Origin of the sequence: Paenibacillus ilasis, from assembly GCF_043195395.1 — a bacterium.
Classification (GTDB): domain Bacteria; phylum Bacillota; class Bacilli; order Paenibacillales; family Paenibacillaceae; genus Paenibacillus_AQ; species Paenibacillus_AQ lautus.
In genome coordinates, this window is record NZ_JBHDJG010000002.1 from 775,847 (window position 1) to 798,782 (window position 22,936).

The following is a 22,936-nucleotide window of genomic DNA, read 5'->3' on the forward strand; positions in this document are numbered from 1 at the left end:
TCTTAGAAGCTGCTCTTTGTATTTGTTTTATAGAGGGGTTTTAGCGTGCTGCCCCCATCGTAAAGCCGAAGCTGTACGTACGGTTGGAAGGCAGCGTAAATTCTTCGTGGATCGGCGCTCCCCAGCTGTCGTCACCGCCCACGCCCATTTGCTTATAGTTAATGCGGAGGACGGTTTTATCGCTTGGCGGGAGCTTGTACATATGGTCGCTGCCCTCGAGTTCATCCGGCGTCCACGGCAGGGCGCATACCTCCATGAGGGAGGAGCTTTCGAATCGTAGACCTTCCCCGCTGCTCCCTTCGGTGAGACTCGCGAAGCGGACATCCGTTTTGTTCCCGCATTCTTGAGGTCTTAGATAAGGAACGAACTGATCGGCTGCTTTTCCTGTGTATCGACCGATTTTGGCCCCCGACTTCCGGTCCCAATAATTATCATGCGGCCCCCGCCCATACCAGCTGAGCATATCGAGACTTTCATCCAGCAAGAACAGCATGCCGATTTCCGGAATGTCTGGCAAGCCGCTGCCCGGGACAAAGGTTTCTTGCACGCGGATGGTCCCATCCGGGAAGATTCGATACTCCAGAGTCAAGCCGGATACGGGATGGGTCTCAATCTGATAGTGACTGGAGACCACGACGGCAGGACCTTCCGTATGCCAGCGCAGAGCCAGCAGCTTCCGCTGATCATGGGCCGTTCTCCATACGCCGCAGCGTTCGGGGAGCCGGTTGCCCAGATCGTTATCGGTGACGGCCCGCCAGAAATTCGGTCTGGCCGGTGCGAGCAGGTATTCCTTGCCGGATTGCGCGTAAGATGTCAGATCGCCGGTGCCAAGGTGGAAGCGTAACGAAACGGCAGGGCCCGAGATGAGAAGCTCTTCATCCGACTCGGTAACTTCCAGAGCCTGCGCGTTTGCAAGAGTGTCTGTTTCCGGTTGGTTCGCCGCTATATAGGTCGTTAGCGCGAACTGCTCCCAAGCCTCTTCATGCCCCGCTGGTGCCCACTTGGTGCTCTCCTTCCGAACGAGGGAGACGGTGAGAATCGCTTCTTTTCCATCGTCCTCGATAGGGGAATACGGAATCTTGATTTCGGAATGGTCACCGGGCTGGAGCGAGAGCTGGAGCGTGCCGGATTGGCTTTCTTCTCCGTTCAGTTGGATCTCCCATTTTACAAGATACGAATCGAGATTGGTAAACAAGAAACGGTTGCTGACCCGAATCCGGCCTGCGGCAGGGTCCAAACATTCAAACTTGACGTTCTGGTAGCATTTTTTTACTTCGTCCAGCTTGGGGGTTTTGCTGCGGTCCGCGAAGATCAGGCCGTTTCCGCTGAAGTTGCCGTCATGCGGCGTTTCGTTGAAGTCCCCGCCGTACGCCAAATATTCGATTCCGTCCGCCGTTTGGGTGCGGATCGCTTGATCGATCCAGTCCCATATAAAAGCCCCCTGCAAAATGTCGTACCTCTCAAACAGCTCCCAATACAGGTGAAGCCCGCCGCAGGAATTGCCCATCGCGTGACTGTACTCGCAAATGATATAAGGCTTGTCCGGGTTGCTGTTGGCATACTTCTCTACGTCCTGCGGTTTTGCATACATGGTGGATTCCATGTCGCTGGCCGCTTCGGACGCCCTGTAATGAAAGATTCCCTCGTAATGAACCAGCCGCGACGGATCGGCCTCCTTCAGAAAATCGTGCATCGCAATGAAGTTGTCGCCTCCGAACGATTCATTGCCAAGCGACCAGATGATGACCGAGGGGTGATTCTTGTCCCGTTGAAACATCGAATTGCAGCGGTCCAATACGTTGTCGCGCCACTCCAGCTTGCTGCCGGGCACCGTTTCTTCCAGCTCCTGCTGCCCATACGTCCAGGTTCCGTGCGTCTCCAGATTCGTCTCATCGATCACATATAAACCGTATTCATCGCAGAGGTCATACCATACGGATTGATTCGGGTAATGGGAGGTCCGTACCGCATTAATGTTATGCGTCTTCATCAGCTCAATATCGGTGATCATGTCTTCACGGCTAAGCGCCCGCCCGGTATCCGGGGAGAATTCATGCCGATTCACGCCTTTGAACAGAATGCGCTGACCGTTGATTCGCATCAGCCCGTCCTTCAGCTCGAAGCGGCGGAAACCCGTGCGGCAGCTTACGGCTCCGCGGCAAACTCCGTCCGTATCCTTCAATGCCAGAACGACGGTGTACAAATAAGGTGATTCCGCGCTCCATTTTTGGGGCTCGGGAACGTCCATGCTCAGGGTGAAGCTGCCCTCATCGATAATGTAATCCGCTATGGTGAGTGCTTGTTTCTTGACCAGCTGACGGTCCTGATCGTATAGAAGCGCCTCAAGCTGAAGCTTGTCCTTATCGATGGTTTCATTAAAGTAATTCGTAACGGTTGCATTGATCTGCAGCTCGGCATTCCGGTATTCGTCATCAAGAACCGGGCGCACGAAGAAATCGGAGATATGGATGGCAGGGACGGAATAGAGGTAGACTTCGCGGAAGATCCCGCTAAGCCTCCAGAAATCCTGGTCCTCCAGCCAGCTCGCGTCGCACCATCGGTAAACCTCAACAGCCAATTTGTTCTTGCCTTCGATCAGATAGGGGGTAATGTCGAACTCGGCCGGCGTAAACGTATCCTCGCTGTATCCGACCATCTCGCCGTTCACCCATACATAGAAAGCGGATTCAACACCTTGGAAGCTAATATAAACGGGCTGTTCCTTCCATGTGTCCGGTACCGTGAATTCACGGATGTAGGAGCCTACGGGATTGTATCTCGTTGGCGCGAAGGGGGCTTTTAATTCAGGCTCCAATTCGGACCAAGGGTATCTAACATTCGTATATTGAGGATAGTCATAGCCTTGAAGCTGCCAATGGGAAGGGACGGGCATATCGGCCCAGCTGCCGGAATCATAGTCGGCCTCGTAGAAATTTTGGATGCGCTTGTCAGGGGTTTCGGCAAATGCAAACTTCCATATCCCGTTCAATGACTGATACCAAGGGGACATGGAGTGGGCATGGTTCAACGCCTCAGACTCCGACGGAAACGTCATCATGTAAGCATGGGCTTTGTGACGGTTTAGCTGATAAATATTCGGATTATTATTCCATTCGGGATAACCGTTTGCAGGTGCCTGGTAAATGAATTTGGTACGCAATGTGTTCAGCTCCTCCTAGATTATGGTTTCCTTCTACTGTCAGTATAGAGGTTAATTCGGTCCAAGAGTATAAGGAAGTTGCGTTTTTCTATTAAAAACGACATCCGGATTACACACGAGAGCGGTCAGCAGAGGTGAACAGAACAGGAGTCAGGCCGTATCTTGATGTGCGTGTTCGCCTTCAGGCATTTCACGGTTTACATTGGAGAAGGTTTATGAAACAATGGTTAGTAAATGATCATTCACTAACTGGAGAGAGGAGATTACGTTATGGTAAGACCTCGCGAATTCCAAGATGAGGCTATCTTCTACGGTGTCTACCGGGCACTGTGCAAAAAAGGCTACGGTCAAGCAGCATTAACCGACATCACGCATGAAGTGAATATTTCGCCGGCAGCCCTAATGAAGCGATTCGGTTCGAAGAAGAATTTGTTCCTGGCCTACAGCGATTATGTTATTGAATTAACCAGGCATGCCTTTCAGGAGGCCAGCTTAACCGATCAATCCAGAATTGATGCATTAAAGGCCGTGTTTCGGGATGCGGTTTTACATATGAAAGATCCTGTTGAATTGGCTAACCATACTTCCTTCTATCTGGAAGGGACGAATGATCCGGATTTGTTGGAGAAGACCCGGTACCGGCTGCAGCTGATCGATGAGTTTACCCGGCAGATGCTGAACCAGGCGATTATGAACAAAGAAATCGCTGGATGCGACGTCGCTATGGTTAGCAGGGTACTGCAAGCCGCGATTAGCGGCGCCATGATGATCTGGATTAAAGAATCAAACCGGGCGTTGGACGAACTGTTTGATGAGTGCTTTCAGGTGATATTCGATCCGTTATTGAATGTCGGTACGTCATAATTTCAATTTAGCAAGGAGGATTCGTTATGCCGATTTTCAAAGGAAGGGAAGTCGAATTGTACTATGAAGTAAAGGGAGAAGGAAAACCGCTGGTTTTTACGCATGGGGCCTCATGGAATCATAAACAATGGCGACAGCAAGTCGATTATTTCTCCCGTCAGTATCAAACCGTGGTGTGGGATGTTCGGGGACATGGTTCGTCTTCCTTGCCGGACGGAAAAGTGGATTCGGAGGATTTCAGCAGGGATCTGGCGGATTTGCTAAGCGGACTGGGCATTGAAAAAGCGATTCTTTGCGGGCTGTCCCTGGGCGGGCATATTTCGCTGCAGACTGCCGTTCGCCATCCAGACAAGGTCGCAGCCCTTGTACTGATCGGTACGCCGTTCACGAATGCGTTCAATTGGTATGAGCGAATGTTCGTGCCGCTGAATCGCTGGTCAAGTTATTTGATGCCGATGTCCTTATCGGGAAAAATGCAGGGGAAAATGCTATCCAAGTATAACAAGGGCAATCAAGCTTATATAGAGAAAGCCTTTCGTTCCATCCCGCATTCCAACTGGGTTCGGATATGGGATGCGGTGACCCGGATGGACAGCACGCAGGATCTGCATAAGATTCATTGTCCAACCTTGCTTCTTCAAGGAGAGAGCGACACGATGATCCGAAGGCAGCAGGAGTACATGCAGGAGAGAATTGCGAATTCGCGATTAAAAATCATCCGGAATGCTCACCATGCAACGAATTTGGATAATCCGGATGAAGTCCATGAAGCCATCGCTTCATTTCTGACGGAGAACGCGTTGTAGACTTATACCGAAGGGGGCTTTAAAGCTTGACGCTTTGATCTGGGGATAGGTATAATATGTAAAACCTACTTTAAGGAGAGATTTGTTGTTCTTAATTTTGTTTGAACCATAGGTCGGAAGAACGCTTGACTTGACATAGCCGTAGACAGGCTAGGTTTCATTCAAGATGCATTCTTCGGGGAAATATGGTGGAGTTAAGAACTGCGAAGATCAAGGAAGCCTTGGGTAGACTATCCTATTTGCGTCTTGGATCCGCGTTGTTTCTGCAGCGCGGATTTTTTATTAGATTATTGAAATTGTACGTTTTCAGCGAAGCTGAACCATTCGATAATCACAAGAAAAACTTCATCTAAACGCGGTCTGTCTTCTATGAAGTGCAAATCGATGGATGTTTTTCTTATGGATGCAATTAGCACATAGACTTCATATAGAGGCGGAGAATGACGCGAGTTCATTTTCCGTCTTTTTATGTTTTCTAATAGAAATAATCAAAATCTTGAGAAGGACAGGTGAACACATCATGGAACTGGAAACAAAACGTATGCTGCTTAGAACATTGGATTTGGATTTGATTGACGCGGCATCGCGCCGGGATCCGAAGGCATTCGAGGATTTAGGATACCACAGTAACGGTGAATGGCCGGGCACCGACTTTTATGAGGCATTGCCTTTTTTCCGGGAGTTGTTGGTCAAGAATAAGGGTACGCGGGGCTTTGATTCATGGATTATGGTAGACAAGGCCACGCGCGATATTGTCGGCGGCATCGGATTCCTGGGAGAGCCTGATCCGGAGGGCAGAATCGAAATCGGCTTTGCCACCAATCCAAGCCATCAGCGGCAAGGGTACTGTCATGAAGCGGCGCAAAAACTATTGGATTGGGCTTCGCGTCAGCGGGACGTCAAATCCATCATCGCCAGATGCGAACCTGGGAATGCGGCTTCTCAGCATGTTTTGCTTAAACTGGGATTCCGGAAGAGTCATGAGGATTCGGAATTCATACACTGGATATATCCGAACTAAAGCGGGGAGCGGCGATCGGTGATCGGTGATCCCCTTCATTGACACCCCAAAATAGGGTTGCTACAATTTTAAGTATATATCCATCGGAATACAAGGGTTAGCAAGGAGGGGACAAACTTGAATCGATCCGGTTCCACAGATCCATTCATACGTAATGAACGCGAAGCCATGATCGCAGCTCGGGCCGATACGCTTGGGGCAAAATTCGCAGAAAGAGCTCCACGGCACGATTTGGAGGGATCGTTTCCGTTCGAGAATTTTGATGACCTGAAGGAGTCGGGCTATCTGAAGCTGACCGTACCGGCATCCTTTGGAGGAGAAGAAGCATCCGTATACGAAATGGTGCTTGCCCAGGAAAGACTCGCCAGAGGCGACGGCTCTACGGCGCTTGCGGTCGGTTGGCATATCGGGCAAATACTCCAGCTGCGCCTATCAGGAGCTTGGCCGGAGCCGTTATTTGAGAGACTCTGCAAGGATGTTGTGGCCGAAGGTGTGGTCATTAATGAACTGGCAAGCGAACCTGCGACAGGGAGTCCCAGCCGGGGCGGAAGGCCGGAGACCACGGCACGGCGGGTGCCTGGCGGCTGGCGCATTACCGGGCGCAAAACTTTCAGCACGTTAAGCCCGATCTTGAAGCAATTTGTGGTTACGGCTGGTATCGAGCATAGCGAGAAGGTCGGTGCATTCCTTGTGCGCAGCGGACCCGGGGTCAGGGTCGAGGAAACCTGGAATACGATGGGCATGCGGGCAACGGGAAGCCATGACGTGATCCTGGAGGACGTCTTCGTGCCGGAGACGGAAGTCATTCGGGGACTCGATTACGAGAAGCCTGAGTTTCCCGTGCCAACGGAAGGCATTCTGCTTCACATACCGGCATGTTATATGGGGATTGCTTATGCCGCGCGCAATTTTGCCATCGATTTTGCCCGTCATCATAAACCGAACTCCTTGACGGTCCCCATTGCCGAATTGCCGAATATCCAAAGACATATCGCCGAAATCGAAGTGGACCTGCTTACGGCCCGCAGTTATTTGTATCAAACCGCCGACCGCTGGGACAAGGAAGTGGAGAACCGCGCTGCGCTTAAGCCTGAGCTGGGTCTTGCCAAGTATGTTGTGACCAATGCAGCGGTCCGGATTGTTGATCATGCTATGCGGATCGTCGGAGGATTAAGTCTCTCCCGGACGCTCCCGTTGGAACGAATGTACAGGGATGTTCGTGCGGGTCTTCATAATCCGCCGATGGACGATGTCGTGCTGACGAATCTTGCCCGTCGGGCCATTTCGGAAGCGGAGGAGTAGGGGAAGCAGGCTTCTCAATCTGATTGCTCGAGAGAATGGATCACTTGTTGAACCGCAGGGATTTACGGATAGAAACCGCTGGAGAGCTGGCTCCGGCGGTTTTTTGCGCTTTACGCACCGGACATTCCTTTCGCGGCTCCATTACAAAATCCCCCGCATCTTCAGCGACCTGTTTCATATACATACACTTAGGTTAGGATGGCGGGCTAACGGGTATAAAACCTATCAGTACGTGCTGCAAGGGTCGATCAGATCCGATCATGAGGAGTTAAGATGAAAGGAGATATGAACCATGGATTCTGTGCTGTATTTCGGCTTGGCCGTTATCTATGCCGTGCTGTTTCTGTATGGTTGTGTGCTGCTGAAGCGGGATGCGTCACCGGGCCTTCGGTACTTGCTTCTGATCGTAACTGCCGGACTGGTCTGGGATAACGGCGTGATCGGGATCGGGAAATATATCGGGGAGGGAGACCTGCTGGAGAGGCTAAACGTTGCGCGTTTCTGGGTGCATGCGATGGCAACGCCGCTGCTTGTGCTCGTGTCGTTCGATCTGATACGCAAGGCCGGAAGCCCTTGGGCCAACAAGCTGGCCGCCGCATGGGGAGCCTGGCTTTTCACCGCGGCCCTCATCGTGCTCGAAGTGGTGACGGAGACGCTGCAGCTCAAGCTCCAGCCCTCTATGGAATACGGAGCGCTTCGTTACGTTTCGACCGAATCCGGGGGGCCGCCGCTCATGGTCATCCTGATTCTGATCCCGCTGCTGACGGCAGGCATTATCGTATGGCGGAGGAACAAGACGCCGCTGCTGTTCATCGGCACGGTGCTGATGGCAGCCGGGAGCGCCATCCCGATTCCGATCGAAAGCTCGGCTGCCACGAACGTATTCGAGCTGCTGCTTCTTATATCCCTGTGGCTGACGGTTCGCAAGCTGGCCTCCGCCCGCACGTTGTCTTTTCGATAGAGAATGGATGCAAGCCGCGTTTACGCTCCGAGGTGAACGCGGTATTTCGCGTCTCCAAGCATACCCCAGGCCACCCACCGTGCGCACAGGGAGCAGCGCGTCTTTTGGCATTCAGCAAACCTTCAGCTTAGCCTAAGCCAGGCATAACATTCCCTTAAGTTTACTTTCAGATTCCCTCTCTATACTTCAAATTGTAAGACAAACCCTGACCCTAAAAGGAGAGATGACGATGAATCCGATAAGTAAAAAAGTATTGGTAAGCAGCATGGCGGCAGCGATTGTGCTGGGAGGAGCCGGGTACCTTCAGAACAAGGTTTTTGCAGCAGCGAGCACGGACGCTTCAACCTCCGTATCGGAGGATGGACAGACGGGGACAGACTCATCAGCTGCGGATGCAGTGAAGAACCGAGATGGAAAGTGGATGGATTATAAGGCGGGCGGCCCTCGCGGCGGCAATATCGTCAAAGAGACGGCCGAGATCCTTGGGCTCACGGAGGCCGAAATCCGGACGGCGCTTGAAGCGGGCAGCACGTTTGCCGAAATTGCCGAAGGCAAGGGAATGACCCAATCCGTGTTTGTCCAGAGGCTGACCGAGCTGGAAACCGCCAAGATCGATGAACGTCTGAGTGAAGGCAGCATGACGGAAACCGAAGCAGCCGAGTGGAAAGAGGCTCTGAGCGCGCGCCTTACACAAATCGTGGAGAGCAGCGAAGCCGGTTTTGGAAAAGGTCATGGAAAAGGCGGCCGAGGTTTCGGCCAATTCGGGAATCCGGAGGAAATCGCAGCTTTGCTCGGATTATCGGAGAACGAGCTGAAGGCGGAAATGCAAGAAGGGAAGTCGCTAGCCGAGATAGCTGCCACGAAGGGGATTTCGGAGGATCAATTGGTTCAGAAGCTGAAGGATCAAATGACCGAGCCCTTGAAGCAGTGGATTAACGAGAAGCATACGGACGCTGATAAATCCGCAGCAGCAGCGGCGAATACGACAGAGGAAGCGAAATAACATTCTGAATTGGATCGCTGGGGAGACTGGATGATATTCTGTTAAGAATACATTCAGTTTCTTTTTTTGTATTTAAGAAATTTATAATTTTTTTTGCACAAAGTGTTGACCTTAACGTTACGTGAAGGTGTACATTGATGTTGTCAGGAGGTGAAACCATGGAATACACGGTGCAAAAGCTTGGAAAGTTGGCGGGAATAAGCACACGGACGCTCCGTTATTACGATGAGATTGGCATTCTGAAGCCGGCCAGAATCAACTCGTCAGGATATCGGATCTATGGGCAGGAGGAGGTCAATCAATTGCAGCAGATCTTGTTTTACCGGGAGCTCGGTCTTCAATTGGACGGGATCAAGGAGATTCTGACCTCGCCATCCTTCAACCGGACCAAGGCGCTCCAGGAACACCATGCCCAGCTCCTAGACAAAAGAAGGCAATTGGATTTGCTGATTACCAATGTGGAGAACACGATCGCCTCCGCCGAAGGGAGAAAAACCATGAGTGACCAAGAGAAATTCGAAGGATTCAAGCAGAAGCTGATTGATGATAATGAGAAGAAATACGGTAAGGAAATTCGCGAGAAGTATGGCGAAGAGACTGTAAATAAATCCAATGCCAAGCTGAAAAACATGACGCAAGAGCAGCATGAGGAAGTAACGCGTCTGACTGATGAACTGTACAAGACGCTGGCTGAAGCGTTTAAGCAAGGCGATCCTGCCAGTGAGCTGGCTCAGAAGGCGGCCGATCTTCACAAGCGCTGGCTCACCTATTATTGGAACGATTACAGTAAAGAGGCCCACGCAGGCCTCGCTCAGATGTACGTTGACGATGAGCGTTTTACCGCCCATTACGATGAGAAGCAGCCCGGAACGGCAGTGTTCCTCCGCGATGCGATTCTAATCTACACGGGCGCGAATCCTTCATCATAGTAAGGCAAGTTGAAGCAGCCGCCTGCCATACTGACAAGACCCTTTCCCTGTGCTAAACCCGCGGAGGAGAGGGTCTTTTTTATATGGTATCCCTTGGGGATCCATGCTCTGCTCACCCTGCTGCCGAGTAGGAGAGTACCTAAACAATCGTCTCGACTTTCGGGCGGAGGGTCCCCGTCGAAACCATGTCCTCCAATTACCACAATTAACCTCTTGTTTCCGAAGGGGAAGTAATGGTTAGATGAAACGTGGACTATTATACACAAAAACCTACACCATGGGTGATGACTTATATAGCGAGGGTAGAGTATGGATCAAATTGTACAGCATGTAGTGAATATTTTTAATGAATTTTTATGGTCTAAGCTGCTTATCGTATTGCTGATTGCCGTTGGCCTGTATTTCACGGTGGGGACCAAGTTTCTGCAGTTTCGCTTGATCGGCGAGATGTTCCGGGTGATTCGCGAACCCAAAAGTAAAGCAAAGGGCAGCATTTCGCCTTTTCAGGCATTTGCCATTAGTATGGCTGCCCGTGTCGGGACAGGGAATATAACCGGGGTTGCTCTGGCCATCTCGCTTGGGGGACCTGGTGCCGTATTCTGGATGTGGATCATTGCGCTTATCGGTTCGGCATCCAGCTTTATCGAGAGTACGCTGGCCCAGATCTATAAAGTAAAAGATGGGGCGGGTGGTTACCGCGGCGGTCCCGCTTATTACATGCAGCAAGGATTAAAGAAACGGTGGATGGGCGTGTTGTTTGCGATCCTGATCACCTTGTCCTTCGGTCTTGTCTTTAATGCGGTCCAATCCAACACGATTACGATTGCCTTCGAGAATTCATTCGGTACCGATCGTTTAACCATCGGAATTATGATGGCGGTGATCTTCGCGGTGATCATCTTTGGCGGCGTGAAGCGAATTGCCAAAATGTCGGAGCTGATCGTTGTTGTATTGGCTGTGGTGTATGTCGGTGCCGCGCTGTTTATCGTACTAGCCAACATCACCAAGCTGCCGGAGGTTTTTGCGCTCATCGTCAAAAGCGCGTTCGGCTATGAGCAGGTCGTTGGCGGATCAATCGGTGCCGCCCTCATGAATGGGATCAAAAGAGGACTGTTCTCCAACGAAGCCGGCATGGGGAGCGCGCCTAACGCGGCAGCTACCGCAACAACAAGCCATCCTGCGAAGCAAGGGCTGGTGCAGGCGCTGGGCGTACTGATCGATACGCTGGTCATATGTACAAGCACCGCCTTCATTATTCTTTTTACCGGTGCTTATCAGCAGACCGGACTTGATGGAATCGCCCTGACCCAGGCTGCGCTGGGCATGGAGATGGGGGCATGGGCTTCCGACTTCCTGGCGATTATGGTCTTCTTGTTTGCGTTCAGCACGCTGATCGGCAATTATTACTACGGGGAAACCAATATCGAATTTTTGAAGTCGAATCGGGCGTGGGTATGGGTCTATCGGGCTTCCGTGCTGGCTATGGTCATCTTCGGCTCGGTTACCAGCGTGAAGCTGGTTTGGGATTTGGCCGACCTGTTCATGGGATTGATGGTGATTGTGAATCTTGTGGCGATCACGCTGCTTTCCCGAACAGCCTTTGCCGCGCTGAATGACTACTTGAAGCAGAAGCGGGCTGGTCTTGATCCTGTCTTCACTAAAGACAGCATCAAAGGGCTTCAAGATGTGGAGTGCTGGGACGGACAAAACAACCCGTCCTCTGAAGTGCAATAATATAGAATATCATGATATGGGATCGTTACGGTAGCTGCGTGTCTTTAGCTGCTGTAACGATTTTTCTTATTTTACCGTAACATTTGCGGGATCAAACCGTTGTCTAAATGAGAAGGGAGAGAGGAGATGGATGCGGAGTGATTTGTACGCAGAGTTGTTCAAAAAGTATCAATCCTCTCTATATCTCTATTTACACCGAATGAGCGGGTCCAAGGAAATTGCAGAGGAACTGGTCCAGGAGACCTTTTACAGGGCCATGGTGTCGATGAAGACTGAGCATAGGGACTATGCTAGGGCATGGTTGTATAAGGTCGCACGTCATTTGTACATTGATTGGTATCGCAAGCGACGTGGTGAGATTCAGATGCGAAGAGAGATCGAGAGGCAAAGTGCTGACAATACATATCCGACCCCAGAAGAAGCGCTTCGTGCAGGTGAACAGAAGATGCTGGTAGCCAAGGTCTTGGGCAGGCTGCCGGAGCACTACCGGACGATTTTGCTCTTGAGGGAGATGAATGGTTTATCGTACCGTGAGCTAGCGGGAGATTCTCGATATGAGTCTGGATCAAATCAAGATTACACTGTACCGGGCAAGGGAACGCTTCAGGACGGAGATGGCGCGAGAGGAAGGGGAGTGGTAGAAGATATGCGCAATGACCAAGAAGAACAAGAAAGTGATGTCCTTCGCGAAGGCGATTTCGACGATCAGATACCAGAGTGGAGCGAGAAGAAGTTTAACCGGATGGTCTGGCGGACGCGGGTGAAATTTTTGACGAATGCGGTTGGAGCAGTCGTATTGATATGGATAGCCTACACGGTCTATATTTCCGCCATCCATATCTATTTCGATACTTCAGAGGTTAGAGGCAAATTTATCAGATCCATTATTACGGTTGTCGAACTGAATGAGAATGGGGTTCGAGTAGAAAAACCGGCTCATCCAATGATTGAGGTTACTCCCTTTTTGACCCAAAAAACTACGCTCAAATTGTACCGGGATGTTGGCAAATGGCAGGTTATCACGGGGGAGATTCAGGCAGAACAGACTTTGTCCGGTAAGTTGACGTATTCCATCGTGAATACGGGAGCATATCTGAATAATCACGGCCAGGCTGCTTTCATCTTACCAACTACCGTCATGCTGGATAAATCGTTGAAAGACAGGCATCGCGAGGAAAGTGATCTAGAACAATTAGGCAAGATCGAAGATGGGAACGTCGCTGAGTTGTCCTTTTCGACGAATACACTGATGTCCCCTGAAGAGTTATTAAAGATGCTAGACGGTTATGACCTTGGAGTGACGGGAATGCCCGTATATGCAGGAGAACTTAAAAGTTTCGATGTGCCTCATAGCATTGGCGGGGGAACTGACTATTATGTTCCGCACTTAACCTTACTGCCAATGTATGGATACGAGGAAGACAATCGGCTTTCTATGTGGCAGCTCTATTTTACGAATGAAGATCTTGGCAAAATGTCTGAACATTCTGAGCAGCTGATCGCCGACGTTGAATGGATGACCAACAATATCAAATATAACGGTGTGGATGATGACAAACACCGGCTGGCCTACTTGAAGAAAAATGGAGTTCAAGTTTATGGAGCAACCGTTACGGGACCTGTACGGGAGCTGGAGAAGCTGAAGGAGGAGTCGGAATTCTGGGGATTCCGTTTGGGCCGGATCGAGGTATGGAATTGGAGTTAAGACAGCTTGCGCTGCCTCCCTTTGTATAACCAAACAAGAAGGAGCTGGTGGGTCGCACAACGGTAGCGGAGAGGACGAAACGATTCTATACAAGCAACAGTGATGGGACGAAACGATTCGTACACGGAGCGTCTCCTAACAGAAAAAGGGGGGATCCCGTCAGATCTAAGATCTTTTTGGGCCCCCCTTTTGTTAAGAATAAGCAATACTACCATGCCGCTAAGCCTTCTTCATAAACTAAGTTAAATATTTATCCCGTAGAATATTCAGGTGATGAAGCTCATGCCCTGCAATGACATAGGCGGCCGCCCGGGCGGAGAGCGGGTAATTGTTGAATGTGCCCTGACGCAGCAGTGCTTCCTCCGTCAAGCTTCCAACCAGCGTAATGGTAGACTGCCTGACGGCTGCATAATCCTTAAGGGCTTCCCGTAACGGAAGATGGCTGAAGGGAGAGTTCTGGACAAAAATCTCCCGGTCATACCCCGAAAATTCACGGGCATCTCCACGCGCGATGTAGAGAATACGGTAATTCCATAAGCGCTCTACATCGGCGATGTGTCCAACCACCTGTTTTAGACTCCATTTCCCTTCCGCATAGCGAACATTCGCTTGTTCTTCCGTCAGATCGCTGAGCGATCTTAGCGTTTCATCATGCTGTCGCTGCAAAACCTCGGCAATATGGCCTTCGGGGACAAGAGAGACGTATTTTTCGGCGAGGGGTAAGTATTCATTAGAATCGGGCCTTGTATTCATAACAAGTTCCTCCAGATCAATTAATAAGAGCTTATGTTAAAAATATGCCGACAGGTCAAAATGAATGAATGATCAGGTTGCTTGCGCCCAGATCAGATGGACGATGCCGTTCCAGTAACGTTCCGTCTTCACGATATTCAGTTCCGAGGCATTCGCGATATGGATCATGTCCCTATTAAAATGACAGCCGGATATCCGCCGTCCTGCGGGGTTGATCAGGTGCTGCATGGCGCCAAGGAATCGGTTCGTGCTCATGCCATGCTCCAGTAAATAAACGCGGCCGCCAGGCTTGGCCCAGCGGTTGATTTTATTCAAAGCTTTGACCGGATCTTCATAACCGCATAGCGACAGGGTGGATACAACGCAATCATAGGAACGTTCCGGCAGCTCCAGCGTTTCGATATCCCGTTCCAGGAAATTGGCCCGAATGCCAAGCTCGGAGGCCATACGCCGCGCACGGTTTAACATCTCGGGACTGAAATCGACAGCCGTGACGTTCACCTTGTCGCGTTGATAAAAGGGGAAGTTCGCGCCTGCGCCGACAGCTACTTCAAGCACGTTACCCTCTACATCCTGAAGCAGCCGCTGTCTCCACTTACCGAGCCTGCGCTGTCTGGTGTTTCTTTCATATATCGCTGCCTGCTTATTGAACTTCCGAATGAGGGATTCTTTATTCACGCGGGATTCTCCGGGCAACGCCGGTTTTGACCGCCGCTTTCACGACAAGCTCACGAATGGCTTTTACGACGTTCTGGTTAAATACGCTTGGAATAATATACGACGGGTTGCGTTCCTCATCCGATACAGCGGATGCAATGGCTTCGGCTGCAGCCAGCTTCATCTCCTCATTAATCGTGGTCGCTCGGCAGTCCAGGGCCGCTCGGAAAATACCAGGGAAGCAGAGGACGTTATTAATCTGGTTCGGATAATCCGAACGTCCGGTTGCAATGACGCCTACAATATCCTCAACCTCTTCCGGTTTAATCTCCGGCGTAGGGTTTGCCATTGCAAACACGATCGGATCTTTAGCCATGGCCTGTACATCCTCACGACGAAGCAGGCCGCCGGCAGAGAGGCCGATGAATACGTCGGCACCTTGGATCACTTCGCGCAAGGAACCTTCAACCTTATTCGGATTCGTATGCTCTGCGTACCATTGCCACATACTATTGTTGTAAGTTTTTCCGGCAACCAGTGCACCTTCACGGTCTACGCCAATGATGTCTTTGACACCGGCCGACAGGAGGATTTTGCTGCATGCTACGCCTGCAGCTCCGATTCCGCATACCACGATCCTAACTGTATCGATGGATTTCCCGACAATTTTCAGCGCATTGATCAGTGCCGCATACAGAACGACCGCCGTGCCGTGCTGGTCATCGTGAAACACAGGAATATCCAGCTCATCCCGCAGTCGTTGTTCGATCTCGAAGCAGCGCGGGGAGGAGATATCCTCCAGGTTAATGCCGCCAAAAGCCGGAGCCATTGCTTTGATGCAGGCAATAATCTCTTCTGTATCCTGGGTATCCAGGCAGATCGGGAAGGAGTCTACGCCCGCAAACTGTTTGAAGAGCATCGACTTTCCTTCCATGACTGGCATGGCCGCATAAGGACCGATGTTGCCCAAACCGAGCACGGCGCTTCCGTCCGAGATGACGGCCACCGTATTTCTTTTAATGGTAAGCGTAAAGGCTTTTTTCGGGTCCTCTTGGATGGCTGCACATACGCGGGCAACATCTGGCGTATAGACGCGCGACAGGTCATCGCGGTTTTGGATTGGAATTTTGGGCTGGGTTTCGATCTTGCCGCCGAGATGCAGCAGGAAGGTACGGTCCGAAACGTTGACGAGCCGGACGCCTTTTAGATTTTTTACTGAATTTGTAATTTTACCGATATCCACGCTGTCCGTGACCGTGATGGTAATATCGCGTACGGTAATGTGGCCGCTCGCCTGAATGACGTCGATGGCGACCATGTCTCCCCCGGCTTCAAATATGGCGGATGCAACTTGACCGAATTTGATTTCCTGTGTATTCATCTCTAGTCTGAGGATAATGCTTTTTCCTCCGAGTCCGTTGTTTTCCATTGCTACCTCCAAATGTTTGATCGATTTCGTCCTTCTAAGTGTATGTAACTGTGCAAAATGTTAACGTTATCATAGTTCGCTGAGCAGTGGTCAATTTCCTGTTTCATTGCAAAGAAACTGTGATATATATAGGAAGAATTTATTGGAAATGCGAAGGCTACGGAGTATAATCGAAAGCATCTTATTGTGAAGGAGAGAGCTGCCATGAATGCCAGAATCGAGGAGCTTGAAAAGCGTTTAACGACCCAGCATCATAAAGACCTGTTTCTTCAGATGAAACATACGTTGAAAGCCGTTGATGATTTGGCCGAACAGCACCGGGTCTACCAGGCCGTTCAGGCACTCAGTGGTACACGTATTGTGGGGACGGAGGAAAATGTTTATTTTGACACCTTGAATCAGGTCAAGGAACAAATTGTGCATACCCTGGAGCTTACGATTGAGGATTTGGAGCACAAAGGGGATAAACATTACAAGAAGCATTTTAAGGACGGCGTGGAATAGGAGTCAGCTGCGCGGTCTGGACGGATAGAAAAACATGGATAAAAGCATGATTCCCCCAGGGGAGGCATGCTTTTTTTGTGATTTTTTTTCTGCAATTTCCGAGTGTTTTCATAACATTTCAGGTTACATAATTATCCAATTTCATTGAAATGTGTAACAAATCGTTGATTAGTGTTATGGGATACGGCTTTCAGATGCTTTAAAATAATGATAGTACTGGTAAAGCTTGGACGATGGTTGAGCAAGATTTCCAAGTTCAGTCAAGTTTCAGTCAAGTTAAGAGGGCAGCTACTGTATCAAAGAAAGGGAGGTGGCCTGAGCAGCCGGAGGTTATGTAAACGCTTCAATTATTATCTTTTATATTAAAGGAGGATTAATTGTATGACTTTAAGTTTGCCGAACAAAGCTTGGCTCAAGCATCTAATCATTGCCGGTTCCACGATGGTAGTGATGACCTTATTCATGGTTTTATTTGCAGATAAGGCTTTTGCCCACGGATATGTCGATTCTCCAGGCAGCCGCGCCATTCTGTGTAAGCAGGGGCAAAATACCGATTGCGGCGCAATCGTGTATGAGCCTCAAAGCTTGGAAGCTCCTAAAGGCTGGCCGAACGCAGGCCCGGCCGATGGCAAAATCGCCAGTGCAGGCGGCGCGTTCCCTAAACTTGATGAGCAATCCGCAACTCGTTGGAGCAAAGTGAGCATTTCCCCGGGAACCACAACGTTCCAATGGCATTTGACAGCCAACCATGCAACGGCAAGCTGGAAATACTACATTACGAAAGACGGCTGGAATCAAAATGCTCCGCTGAGCAGAGCTTCGTTTGATCTGACGCCTTTCTGCTCCATTGACTACGGCGGTGTAAAACCTCCGACAAACTATGCTTCCACTTGTAACGTTCCTGCTAAATCCGGTTACCATGTCATTCTGGCAGTATGGGAAGTAGCTGACACAGCGAACGCTTTCTATAATGTCATCGATGTGGACTTTGGCGGCGGCGGAACTCCGAACCCAGGCGTACCGGCACCGACAGGACTTACTTCCCCATCCCAAACCAACAACAGCGTTTCCTTGGCATGGGCAGCCTCCACAGGTGCTTCCAGTTACGAAATCTACCGTAACGGATCCCTTGTGGGTACATCCACTACCACCTCCTATACCAATACGGGGTTAGCCGAAGGAACGTCTTATACGTATACTGTGGTAGCTGTAAGCAGCACGGGCAGCAAATCATCGGCATCCGCCCCGCTTACGGTGTCAACATCCGGAAGCTCAACGACCTATCCGGCATGGAGCGCAACAGCCGTTTACTTGGGTGGCAGCAAAGTCAGCTACAACGGCGTGAACTATGAAGCAAGATGGTGGACTCAAGGCGAAACTCCTGGATCTGCCGAAGTTTGGAAGGTCATCCCTTAATCGATAGTGTGAGAGGATCCGGCGTCTAATGACTGCCGGATCTTTTTTTAGCAGCCGGGCAGGGAATGAGAGAGTCGGGGAATCTTTCTTTGGTTACTTCCATTAATAAGCGTAGAGGAAATAGCTTCCGTCGGCTACGCATTGACCCTGGTGGCTCCTGGAATTACCAATCGAAATATTGGGGCTCACTGACTGTAAGGTGTTCTTCATTCGATGATTTCATGGTTTCTTCAACTTTAACGGACTCTAGTTCCGTTATTTAAGATCATAACCCGATTATTTACAAAGTACCGGACTCCAGATCCGCTATTACGAGAATTACGGGAGCAAATAGCAATTAAAACAGAAAATAAGGTCCGCTGGGTCCGCTAAAGTTATTAAAAGGGTTGTTTTCTATGAAATAAGGTATTCTGAGTCCGTTAGGAAGTCCTTATACCAAAGAACAAGTACATCGTGCGCACTGTGCTCCCTGTGCGCACGTTGCGTGGTCCGGGGCATGCTTGGATTGGCTGTCGACCGTTGAGTTTTGACGTATTGAATGACATGGCGATCGTATGTATGGACGTTCAGTGAATTTCTGCTTATTGCTTTTTTGGTTCTAAGTGGGGATCGCGAAAAAAGAGCGAGTTTGGATGGTAAACATAGCAGTGGAATATAAATAATCAAGCTGCCGGCAAGCAGCAGCTTGATCTGGGCACCCCTAGGGGTGCCTATTGTGTTTTCTGCAAGGAGTATGCCAAGGTACGCCAAGGTATACAAGGTGTGCAAGCCTCAAACCCTGTACACGGTAATGCCCCGTTCCTGAAACGGCTTGATATCCGAGTCGGAAGCCTCCGTGCCGGTGACAAGGGTATGTATCGCGCTGTTGGGAGCGACCGTGTGCAGAGACAGCTTGCCGATTTTGCTGTGGTCGGTGACAACGACAATTTCGCCGGCGGCCTGTATCATGTTCTGCTTGGCCGGGACGAGCAGCGCTTCCGGGTGCATGAGCCCATGCTGAGGATGCAGGGCAGGGGTACCGATGAACGCTTTCTCGACGTGCAGGGATTTCAGCACATGGTCGGTAAACATGCCGTTTAACATATAGCTTGAGGGGTACAGCTCCCCGCCGGTCAGAATGACTTTGATGCCCGGAGCATCACGAAGTTCAACAGCGACATTCATATCGTTCGTAATCACCGTAATGTCCGAGCGGTGCACAAGATGCGTAGCAATATGAAGGGTGGTTGTTCCCGAATCGATGATGATATTCTCCCCGTCTTCCACAAGCGAAGCCGCGAGCTGACCGATGCGTATTTTCTCGTCCCGGTGAAAGTTGGTTCGCTCATTAAAGGATGGCTCGTTATGCGTCCATTGTTCCATGATGACCCCGCCATGCGTGCGTTTCAAAGCGCCTTCCTGCTCAATCTCTGCCAGATCGCGGCGGATGGTGGCTGTGTGAACACCGAATTCCGATGCCAGCGCAGCAACCGTTGCCGTTCGGTATTGTCTTACATAATCAATGATCCTTTTCTTTCGTTCATGTGCCAGCAATCGATAATTTCTCCCTTCCTAAATGGACAATGAGCTGTAGAGGTGCGTTTGTACATACAATGCGCACTTTTGCTCTTTTATGCTTAAGGACTCCATGTCTATCTAGTGTACTCCCATTATGTTAATGCCATGTTAAATCCCTTGATGCGAAGCGAATTTACACAATCCGTACGAAGGTCTAACACTCTCCTAATATTGCACATCTACAATCGAATTAAATAAAAATGAACAAAAGTGATCATTACCTGTGCATTTAATGCGTACTTATTATCAGGTGCATGTAAGGGATTTCATTTTTATGGATTCATTTATTTTTCGCTTGTCATGACAGCATCATTACACTTTCGTGAGGGGGATCGCTCTTGGCATCCATTGAATTTGTGAAAGTAAGCAAGTCGTTTGATCGTCAAACCGTCATACAGGACCTGGATCTTACCATCGAGGACGGAAAATTCACCGTGCTGGTCGGTCCGTCCGGTTGCGGGAAAACAACGCTCCTAAGGATGATCGCGGGCATTGACCCTCAAACCTCCGGCTCCGTTCTTATCGATGGCAAGGATGTTACGCGAATTGCCCCGGGTAAGCGCGGCGTGGCCATGGTATTTCAGAATTACGCGATCTACCCGACGATGTCGGTCCGCGAGAATATCGAGTTTGGACTCGTGAACAACAAGGTTCCCAAAGCCGAGCGTACACGTCTGGTGGAGACCATAGGGGCAACCGTTGGACTGAACGATTACTTGGATCGTAAGCCTTCCACCTTGTCCGGCGGGCAACGGCAGCGGGTGGCTTTGGCCCGGGCGATGGTTAAGAATCCGTCCGTATTCCTGATGGATGAGCCGTTGTCCAATCTGGATGCCAAGCTGAGGGTTCAGATGCGGATCGAGCTGATTGAACTGCACAAGAAGCTGGGAACGACCTTTGTCTATGTGACCCATGACCAAATCGAGGCGATGTCGATGGCAGACACCATCGTGCTCATGAACAAAGGCGTCATTCAGCAGGAAGCACCGCCTGAAGTGGTATACCGCGAGCCCAGCAATCTGTTTGCGGCCCAGTTTATCGGGGTTCCCCCCATGAACATTGCGCCGCTGGGCGACGATCGTACCACATTCGGTTTTCGTCCGGAGAGCGTCGTGATCGGCACAGAACCGGAATCGTTTCATTATACGGCCAAGGGTGAGGTCATCACGCGTGAAATGCTGGGCTCCGAGACGATTTATCAGGTGAGGACAACGGAGGGTCAGGCATTCATGGTGAAGTGCCAGAATGACAAATTCCATGTCGATCAGGAGGTATATCTCGGCGTACCGGCGGATAAATTGTTTTTCTTCGGGGCGGATGAGAACCGGATCGAAGAGCAGGACGTCCGCTATAGGGAGTTCATGGAGCGGCTGAGAGGGCTGGCTCATGGATAAGAAGCGGATCTGGGAAGGGATCAGGCCCTATGTGCTGATCGCGCCGGCCATGGCGGGGATCATGCTGTTTGTGATGTATCCGGTAGGTTATCTGATTTACTTAAGCCTGTTCAAATACAACCTGATGAACAAGGACAAGAGCAAGTTTGTCGGACTGGACAATTTCACCCAGATTCTGGGCCGTGGGGATTTTTACAAAGCGCTCTGGAACACCTCCGTCTATACAGTCGGCGTCGTGATTCTTACCATGCTGCTGTCTCTGTTGATTGCGGTGTGGCTTAACAAAAAGGGGCGTTTCAATTCGGTCGTTCAGGCCGGGATTTTCACGCCGCACGTCGTTTCCATCGTGTCGATCTCCCTGGTCTGGCTGTGGCTGATGGAGCCGAATCAAGGACTTCTCAACTATCTGTTCAAGCTGGTTGGGCTCCCGCCGTCCGCATGGCTGCAAAGCTCCAAGACCGCATTGATATCCGTCATTATCGTATCGGTCTGGCAGGCCATCGGTTATTACACCCTGATTATCGTGGCGGCCCTGCAGAGCATATCGCCAAGCATCTATGAAGCGGCGGCGCTGGATAATGCCAGCAGGTTCAAGGTGTTTTACAAAATCACATTACCGATGATTTCGCCGCAGCTGTTTTTTATCCTGATCATCATGACGATTGGTTCCTTCAAAGTATTCGACACCGTTCAGGTGATGACGGGCGGAGGACCGAATAATGCAACGACCACGCTTGTGTATTACATATACGGCTTCCGAACGACCAATATTGGTTATTCGGCCGCGACAGGCGTTGTGCTCATGGCGATTATCGGATTGCTCACATTCATCTATTTCCGGCTGCTGTCCAAGAAGGTTCATTATCAATAAGGCTTTGGCCATGCAGAAAGGAGGCACAGTTTGAAGACCTTTGACTTAAAAATCGTATGGACGGCGCTGGGCTATTTGCTGAAGGCTGCAGTGCTCATGATTTTCATCTTCCCGTTCCTGTGGATGATCTCCACATCGCTCCAGACATTCCGGGAAACGATGACGTTTCCGCCGACGTGGTTTCCGGCCTCACCGCAGTGGGGCAACTTCGCGGAGGCGATGAATGCAGGTCCTTTTCTGACCTATTTCAGGAACTCGGTTGTTGTCACCGGATCCATCATCATTCTGCAGTTCCTGATCATGATTCCGGCCGCGTATGCATTTGCAAAGTATAAGTTTCCGGGAAAAACACTGCTGTTCGGCATGATCCTGCTGGCATTCATGATTCCGGGCCAGGTTACGTTCATACCGGTCTATCTGATGATGGCGGATTGGGGATTGGTCAAAACCCTGCTGCCGCAGATCATCCCGTTCATCTCGAATGCCTTCGGCATCTTCCTGCTGCGACAGTACTTCATGCAGATTCCGGAGGAAATCATTGAAGCGGCCCGGCTTGATAATGCGACTGAATTCAAAATCATTCGGAAAATCATGATTCCCATGTCGAAGCCGGCACTTGCTACCATCGCGCTGTTCAGCTTTGTCAGCCACTGGAATGACTATTTCTGGCCGCTCGTCATGACCGACTCCGCTGCCGTCCGGCCGCTGACCTTGGGGATCGCCATGCTAAGGGAGACCGAGGGCATCAGCAACTGGCACATCATTATGGCCGGCAATGTGATGCTGGTGGTGCCTATCCTGCTTGTGTATGTGTTCTGCTCAAAGCACATCGTGAAGGCTTTTGTTTATTCAGGCATTAAATAATTTCAG

At 50.5% G+C, this 22,936-nt stretch carries 19 protein-coding genes; 14 read left to right on the forward strand and 5 right to left on the reverse strand.

Translation table 11 applies throughout. The annotated features are described in order from the left end of the window. Positions 1-40: 40 nt before the first annotated feature. A complete protein-coding gene (gene lacZ / locus ACETK5_RS23570; RefSeq protein WP_394058185.1) occupies positions 41-3,160 on the reverse strand; it encodes a beta-galactosidase, LacZ type in 3,120 nt (1,039 codons plus the stop codon). Between the two features lie 270 nt (positions 3,161-3,430). On the opposite strand from lacZ, the gene ACETK5_RS23575 reads away from it, so the two are divergent. The 9 genes from ACETK5_RS23575 to ACETK5_RS23615 all read left to right on the forward strand — a co-directional run bounded on the left by ACETK5_RS23575 (position 3,431) and on the right by ACETK5_RS23615 (position 13,485). Continuing rightward, a complete protein-coding gene (locus ACETK5_RS23575) occupies positions 3,431-4,024 on the forward strand; it encodes a TetR/AcrR family transcriptional regulator (protein WP_100540113.1) in 594 nt (197 codons plus the stop codon). A gap of 26 nt (positions 4,025-4,050) precedes the next feature. Beyond that, positions 4,051-4,830 (forward strand): alpha/beta fold hydrolase, encoded by a 780-nt coding sequence (locus ACETK5_RS23580; protein WP_100540114.1) that lies wholly within the window; start codon positions 4,051-4,053, stop codon positions 4,828-4,830. A gap of 517 nt (positions 4,831-5,347) precedes the next feature. Then, positions 5,348-5,851 carry a GNAT family N-acetyltransferase gene (locus ACETK5_RS23585; protein ID WP_394058348.1) on the forward strand — a complete coding sequence of 168 codons (504 nt, stop codon included), beginning with the start codon at positions 5,348-5,350 and terminating at the stop codon, positions 5,849-5,851. A gap of 117 nt (positions 5,852-5,968) precedes the next feature. After that, positions 5,969-7,153: an acyl-CoA dehydrogenase family protein gene (locus tag ACETK5_RS23590; protein ID WP_207797523.1), complete on the forward strand. Its 1,185-nt coding sequence runs from the start codon at positions 5,969-5,971 to the stop codon at positions 7,151-7,153. Positions 7,154-7,445: 292 nt separating this feature from the next. Continuing rightward, positions 7,446-8,114: a hypothetical protein gene (locus ACETK5_RS23595; protein WP_394058188.1), complete on the forward strand. Its 669-nt coding sequence runs from the start codon at positions 7,446-7,448 to the stop codon at positions 8,112-8,114. A gap of 229 nt (positions 8,115-8,343) precedes the next feature. Beyond that, a complete protein-coding gene (locus ACETK5_RS23600; RefSeq protein WP_394058190.1) occupies positions 8,344-9,117 on the forward strand; it encodes a hypothetical protein in 774 nt (257 codons plus the stop codon). A gap of 158 nt (positions 9,118-9,275) precedes the next feature. Continuing rightward, entirely contained in the window at positions 9,276-10,046 is a 771-nt protein-coding gene (locus tag ACETK5_RS23605) for a MerR family transcriptional regulator (RefSeq protein ID WP_100540118.1), read from the forward strand. Between the two features lie 309 nt (positions 10,047-10,355). Continuing rightward, complete coding sequence (locus tag ACETK5_RS23610; RefSeq protein ID WP_394058193.1) at positions 10,356-11,780, forward strand: alanine/glycine:cation symporter family protein; 1,425 nt, start codon at positions 10,356-10,358, stop codon at positions 11,778-11,780. Positions 11,781-11,910: 130 nt separating this feature from the next. Next, positions 11,911-13,485, forward strand: coding sequence for a sigma-70 family RNA polymerase sigma factor (locus ACETK5_RS23615; protein ID WP_394058195.1), 1,575 nt, complete (start codon positions 11,911-11,913; stop codon positions 13,483-13,485). Positions 13,486-13,722: 237 nt separating this feature from the next. Here the strand turns inward: ACETK5_RS23615 and ACETK5_RS23620 are convergent, their stop codons facing one another. From ACETK5_RS23620 to ACETK5_RS23630, 3 genes are all read right to left on the reverse strand, one after another. After that, positions 13,723-14,238, reverse strand: a complete 516-nt coding sequence (locus ACETK5_RS23620; protein WP_100540121.1) for a DinB family protein — start codon at positions 14,236-14,238, stop codon at positions 13,723-13,725. A 72-nt stretch (positions 14,239-14,310) separates the two neighbouring features. Continuing rightward, positions 14,311-14,916 (reverse strand): class I SAM-dependent methyltransferase, encoded by a 606-nt coding sequence (locus tag ACETK5_RS23625; RefSeq protein WP_394058197.1) that lies wholly within the window; start codon positions 14,914-14,916, stop codon positions 14,311-14,313. Continuing rightward, on the reverse strand, positions 14,909-16,324 hold the full coding sequence (locus tag ACETK5_RS23630) for an NAD-dependent malic enzyme (RefSeq protein ID WP_326112032.1): 1,416 nt from the start codon (positions 16,322-16,324) through the stop codon (positions 14,909-14,911). Before ACETK5_RS23630 ends, ACETK5_RS23625 begins: the two co-directional genes overlap by 8 nt. A 204-nt stretch (positions 16,325-16,528) precedes the next feature. On the opposite strand from ACETK5_RS23630, the gene ACETK5_RS23635 reads away from it, so the two are divergent. Both ACETK5_RS23635 and ACETK5_RS23640 read left to right on the forward strand, forming a co-directional pair. Beyond that, a complete protein-coding gene (locus ACETK5_RS23635; protein ID WP_036638865.1) occupies positions 16,529-16,828 on the forward strand; it encodes a hypothetical protein in 300 nt (99 codons plus the stop codon). A 381-nt stretch (positions 16,829-17,209) separates the two neighbouring features. Continuing rightward, complete coding sequence (locus tag ACETK5_RS23640) at positions 17,210-18,244, forward strand: lytic polysaccharide monooxygenase (RefSeq protein ID WP_100540124.1); 1,035 nt, start codon at positions 17,210-17,212, stop codon at positions 18,242-18,244. A gap of 771 nt (positions 18,245-19,015) precedes the next feature. On the opposite strand, the gene ACETK5_RS23645 is transcribed toward ACETK5_RS23640, so the two are convergent. Continuing rightward, on the reverse strand, positions 19,016-19,777 hold the full coding sequence (locus tag ACETK5_RS23645; RefSeq protein ID WP_071221931.1) for a DeoR/GlpR family DNA-binding transcription regulator: 762 nt from the start codon (positions 19,775-19,777) through the stop codon (positions 19,016-19,018). A 362-nt stretch (positions 19,778-20,139) separates the two neighbouring features. On the opposite strand from ACETK5_RS23645, the gene ACETK5_RS23650 reads away from it, so the two are divergent. From ACETK5_RS23650 to ACETK5_RS23660, 3 genes are read left to right on the forward strand one after another with little or no spacing between them, the layout of a single operon-like run. Beyond that, entirely contained in the window at positions 20,140-21,195 is a 1,056-nt protein-coding gene (locus ACETK5_RS23650) for an ABC transporter ATP-binding protein (RefSeq protein ID WP_394058201.1), read from the forward strand. After that, on the forward strand, positions 21,188-22,066 hold the full coding sequence (locus ACETK5_RS23655) for a carbohydrate ABC transporter permease (RefSeq protein ID WP_326112029.1): 879 nt from the start codon (positions 21,188-21,190) through the stop codon (positions 22,064-22,066). The genes ACETK5_RS23650 and ACETK5_RS23655 overlap by 8 nt, the downstream gene beginning before the upstream one ends. Before the next feature lie 30 nt (positions 22,067-22,096). Beyond that, positions 22,097-22,930 (forward strand): carbohydrate ABC transporter permease, encoded by an 834-nt coding sequence (locus ACETK5_RS23660; RefSeq protein WP_100540127.1) that lies wholly within the window; start codon positions 22,097-22,099, stop codon positions 22,928-22,930. Positions 22,931-22,936 lie beyond the last annotated feature (6 nt).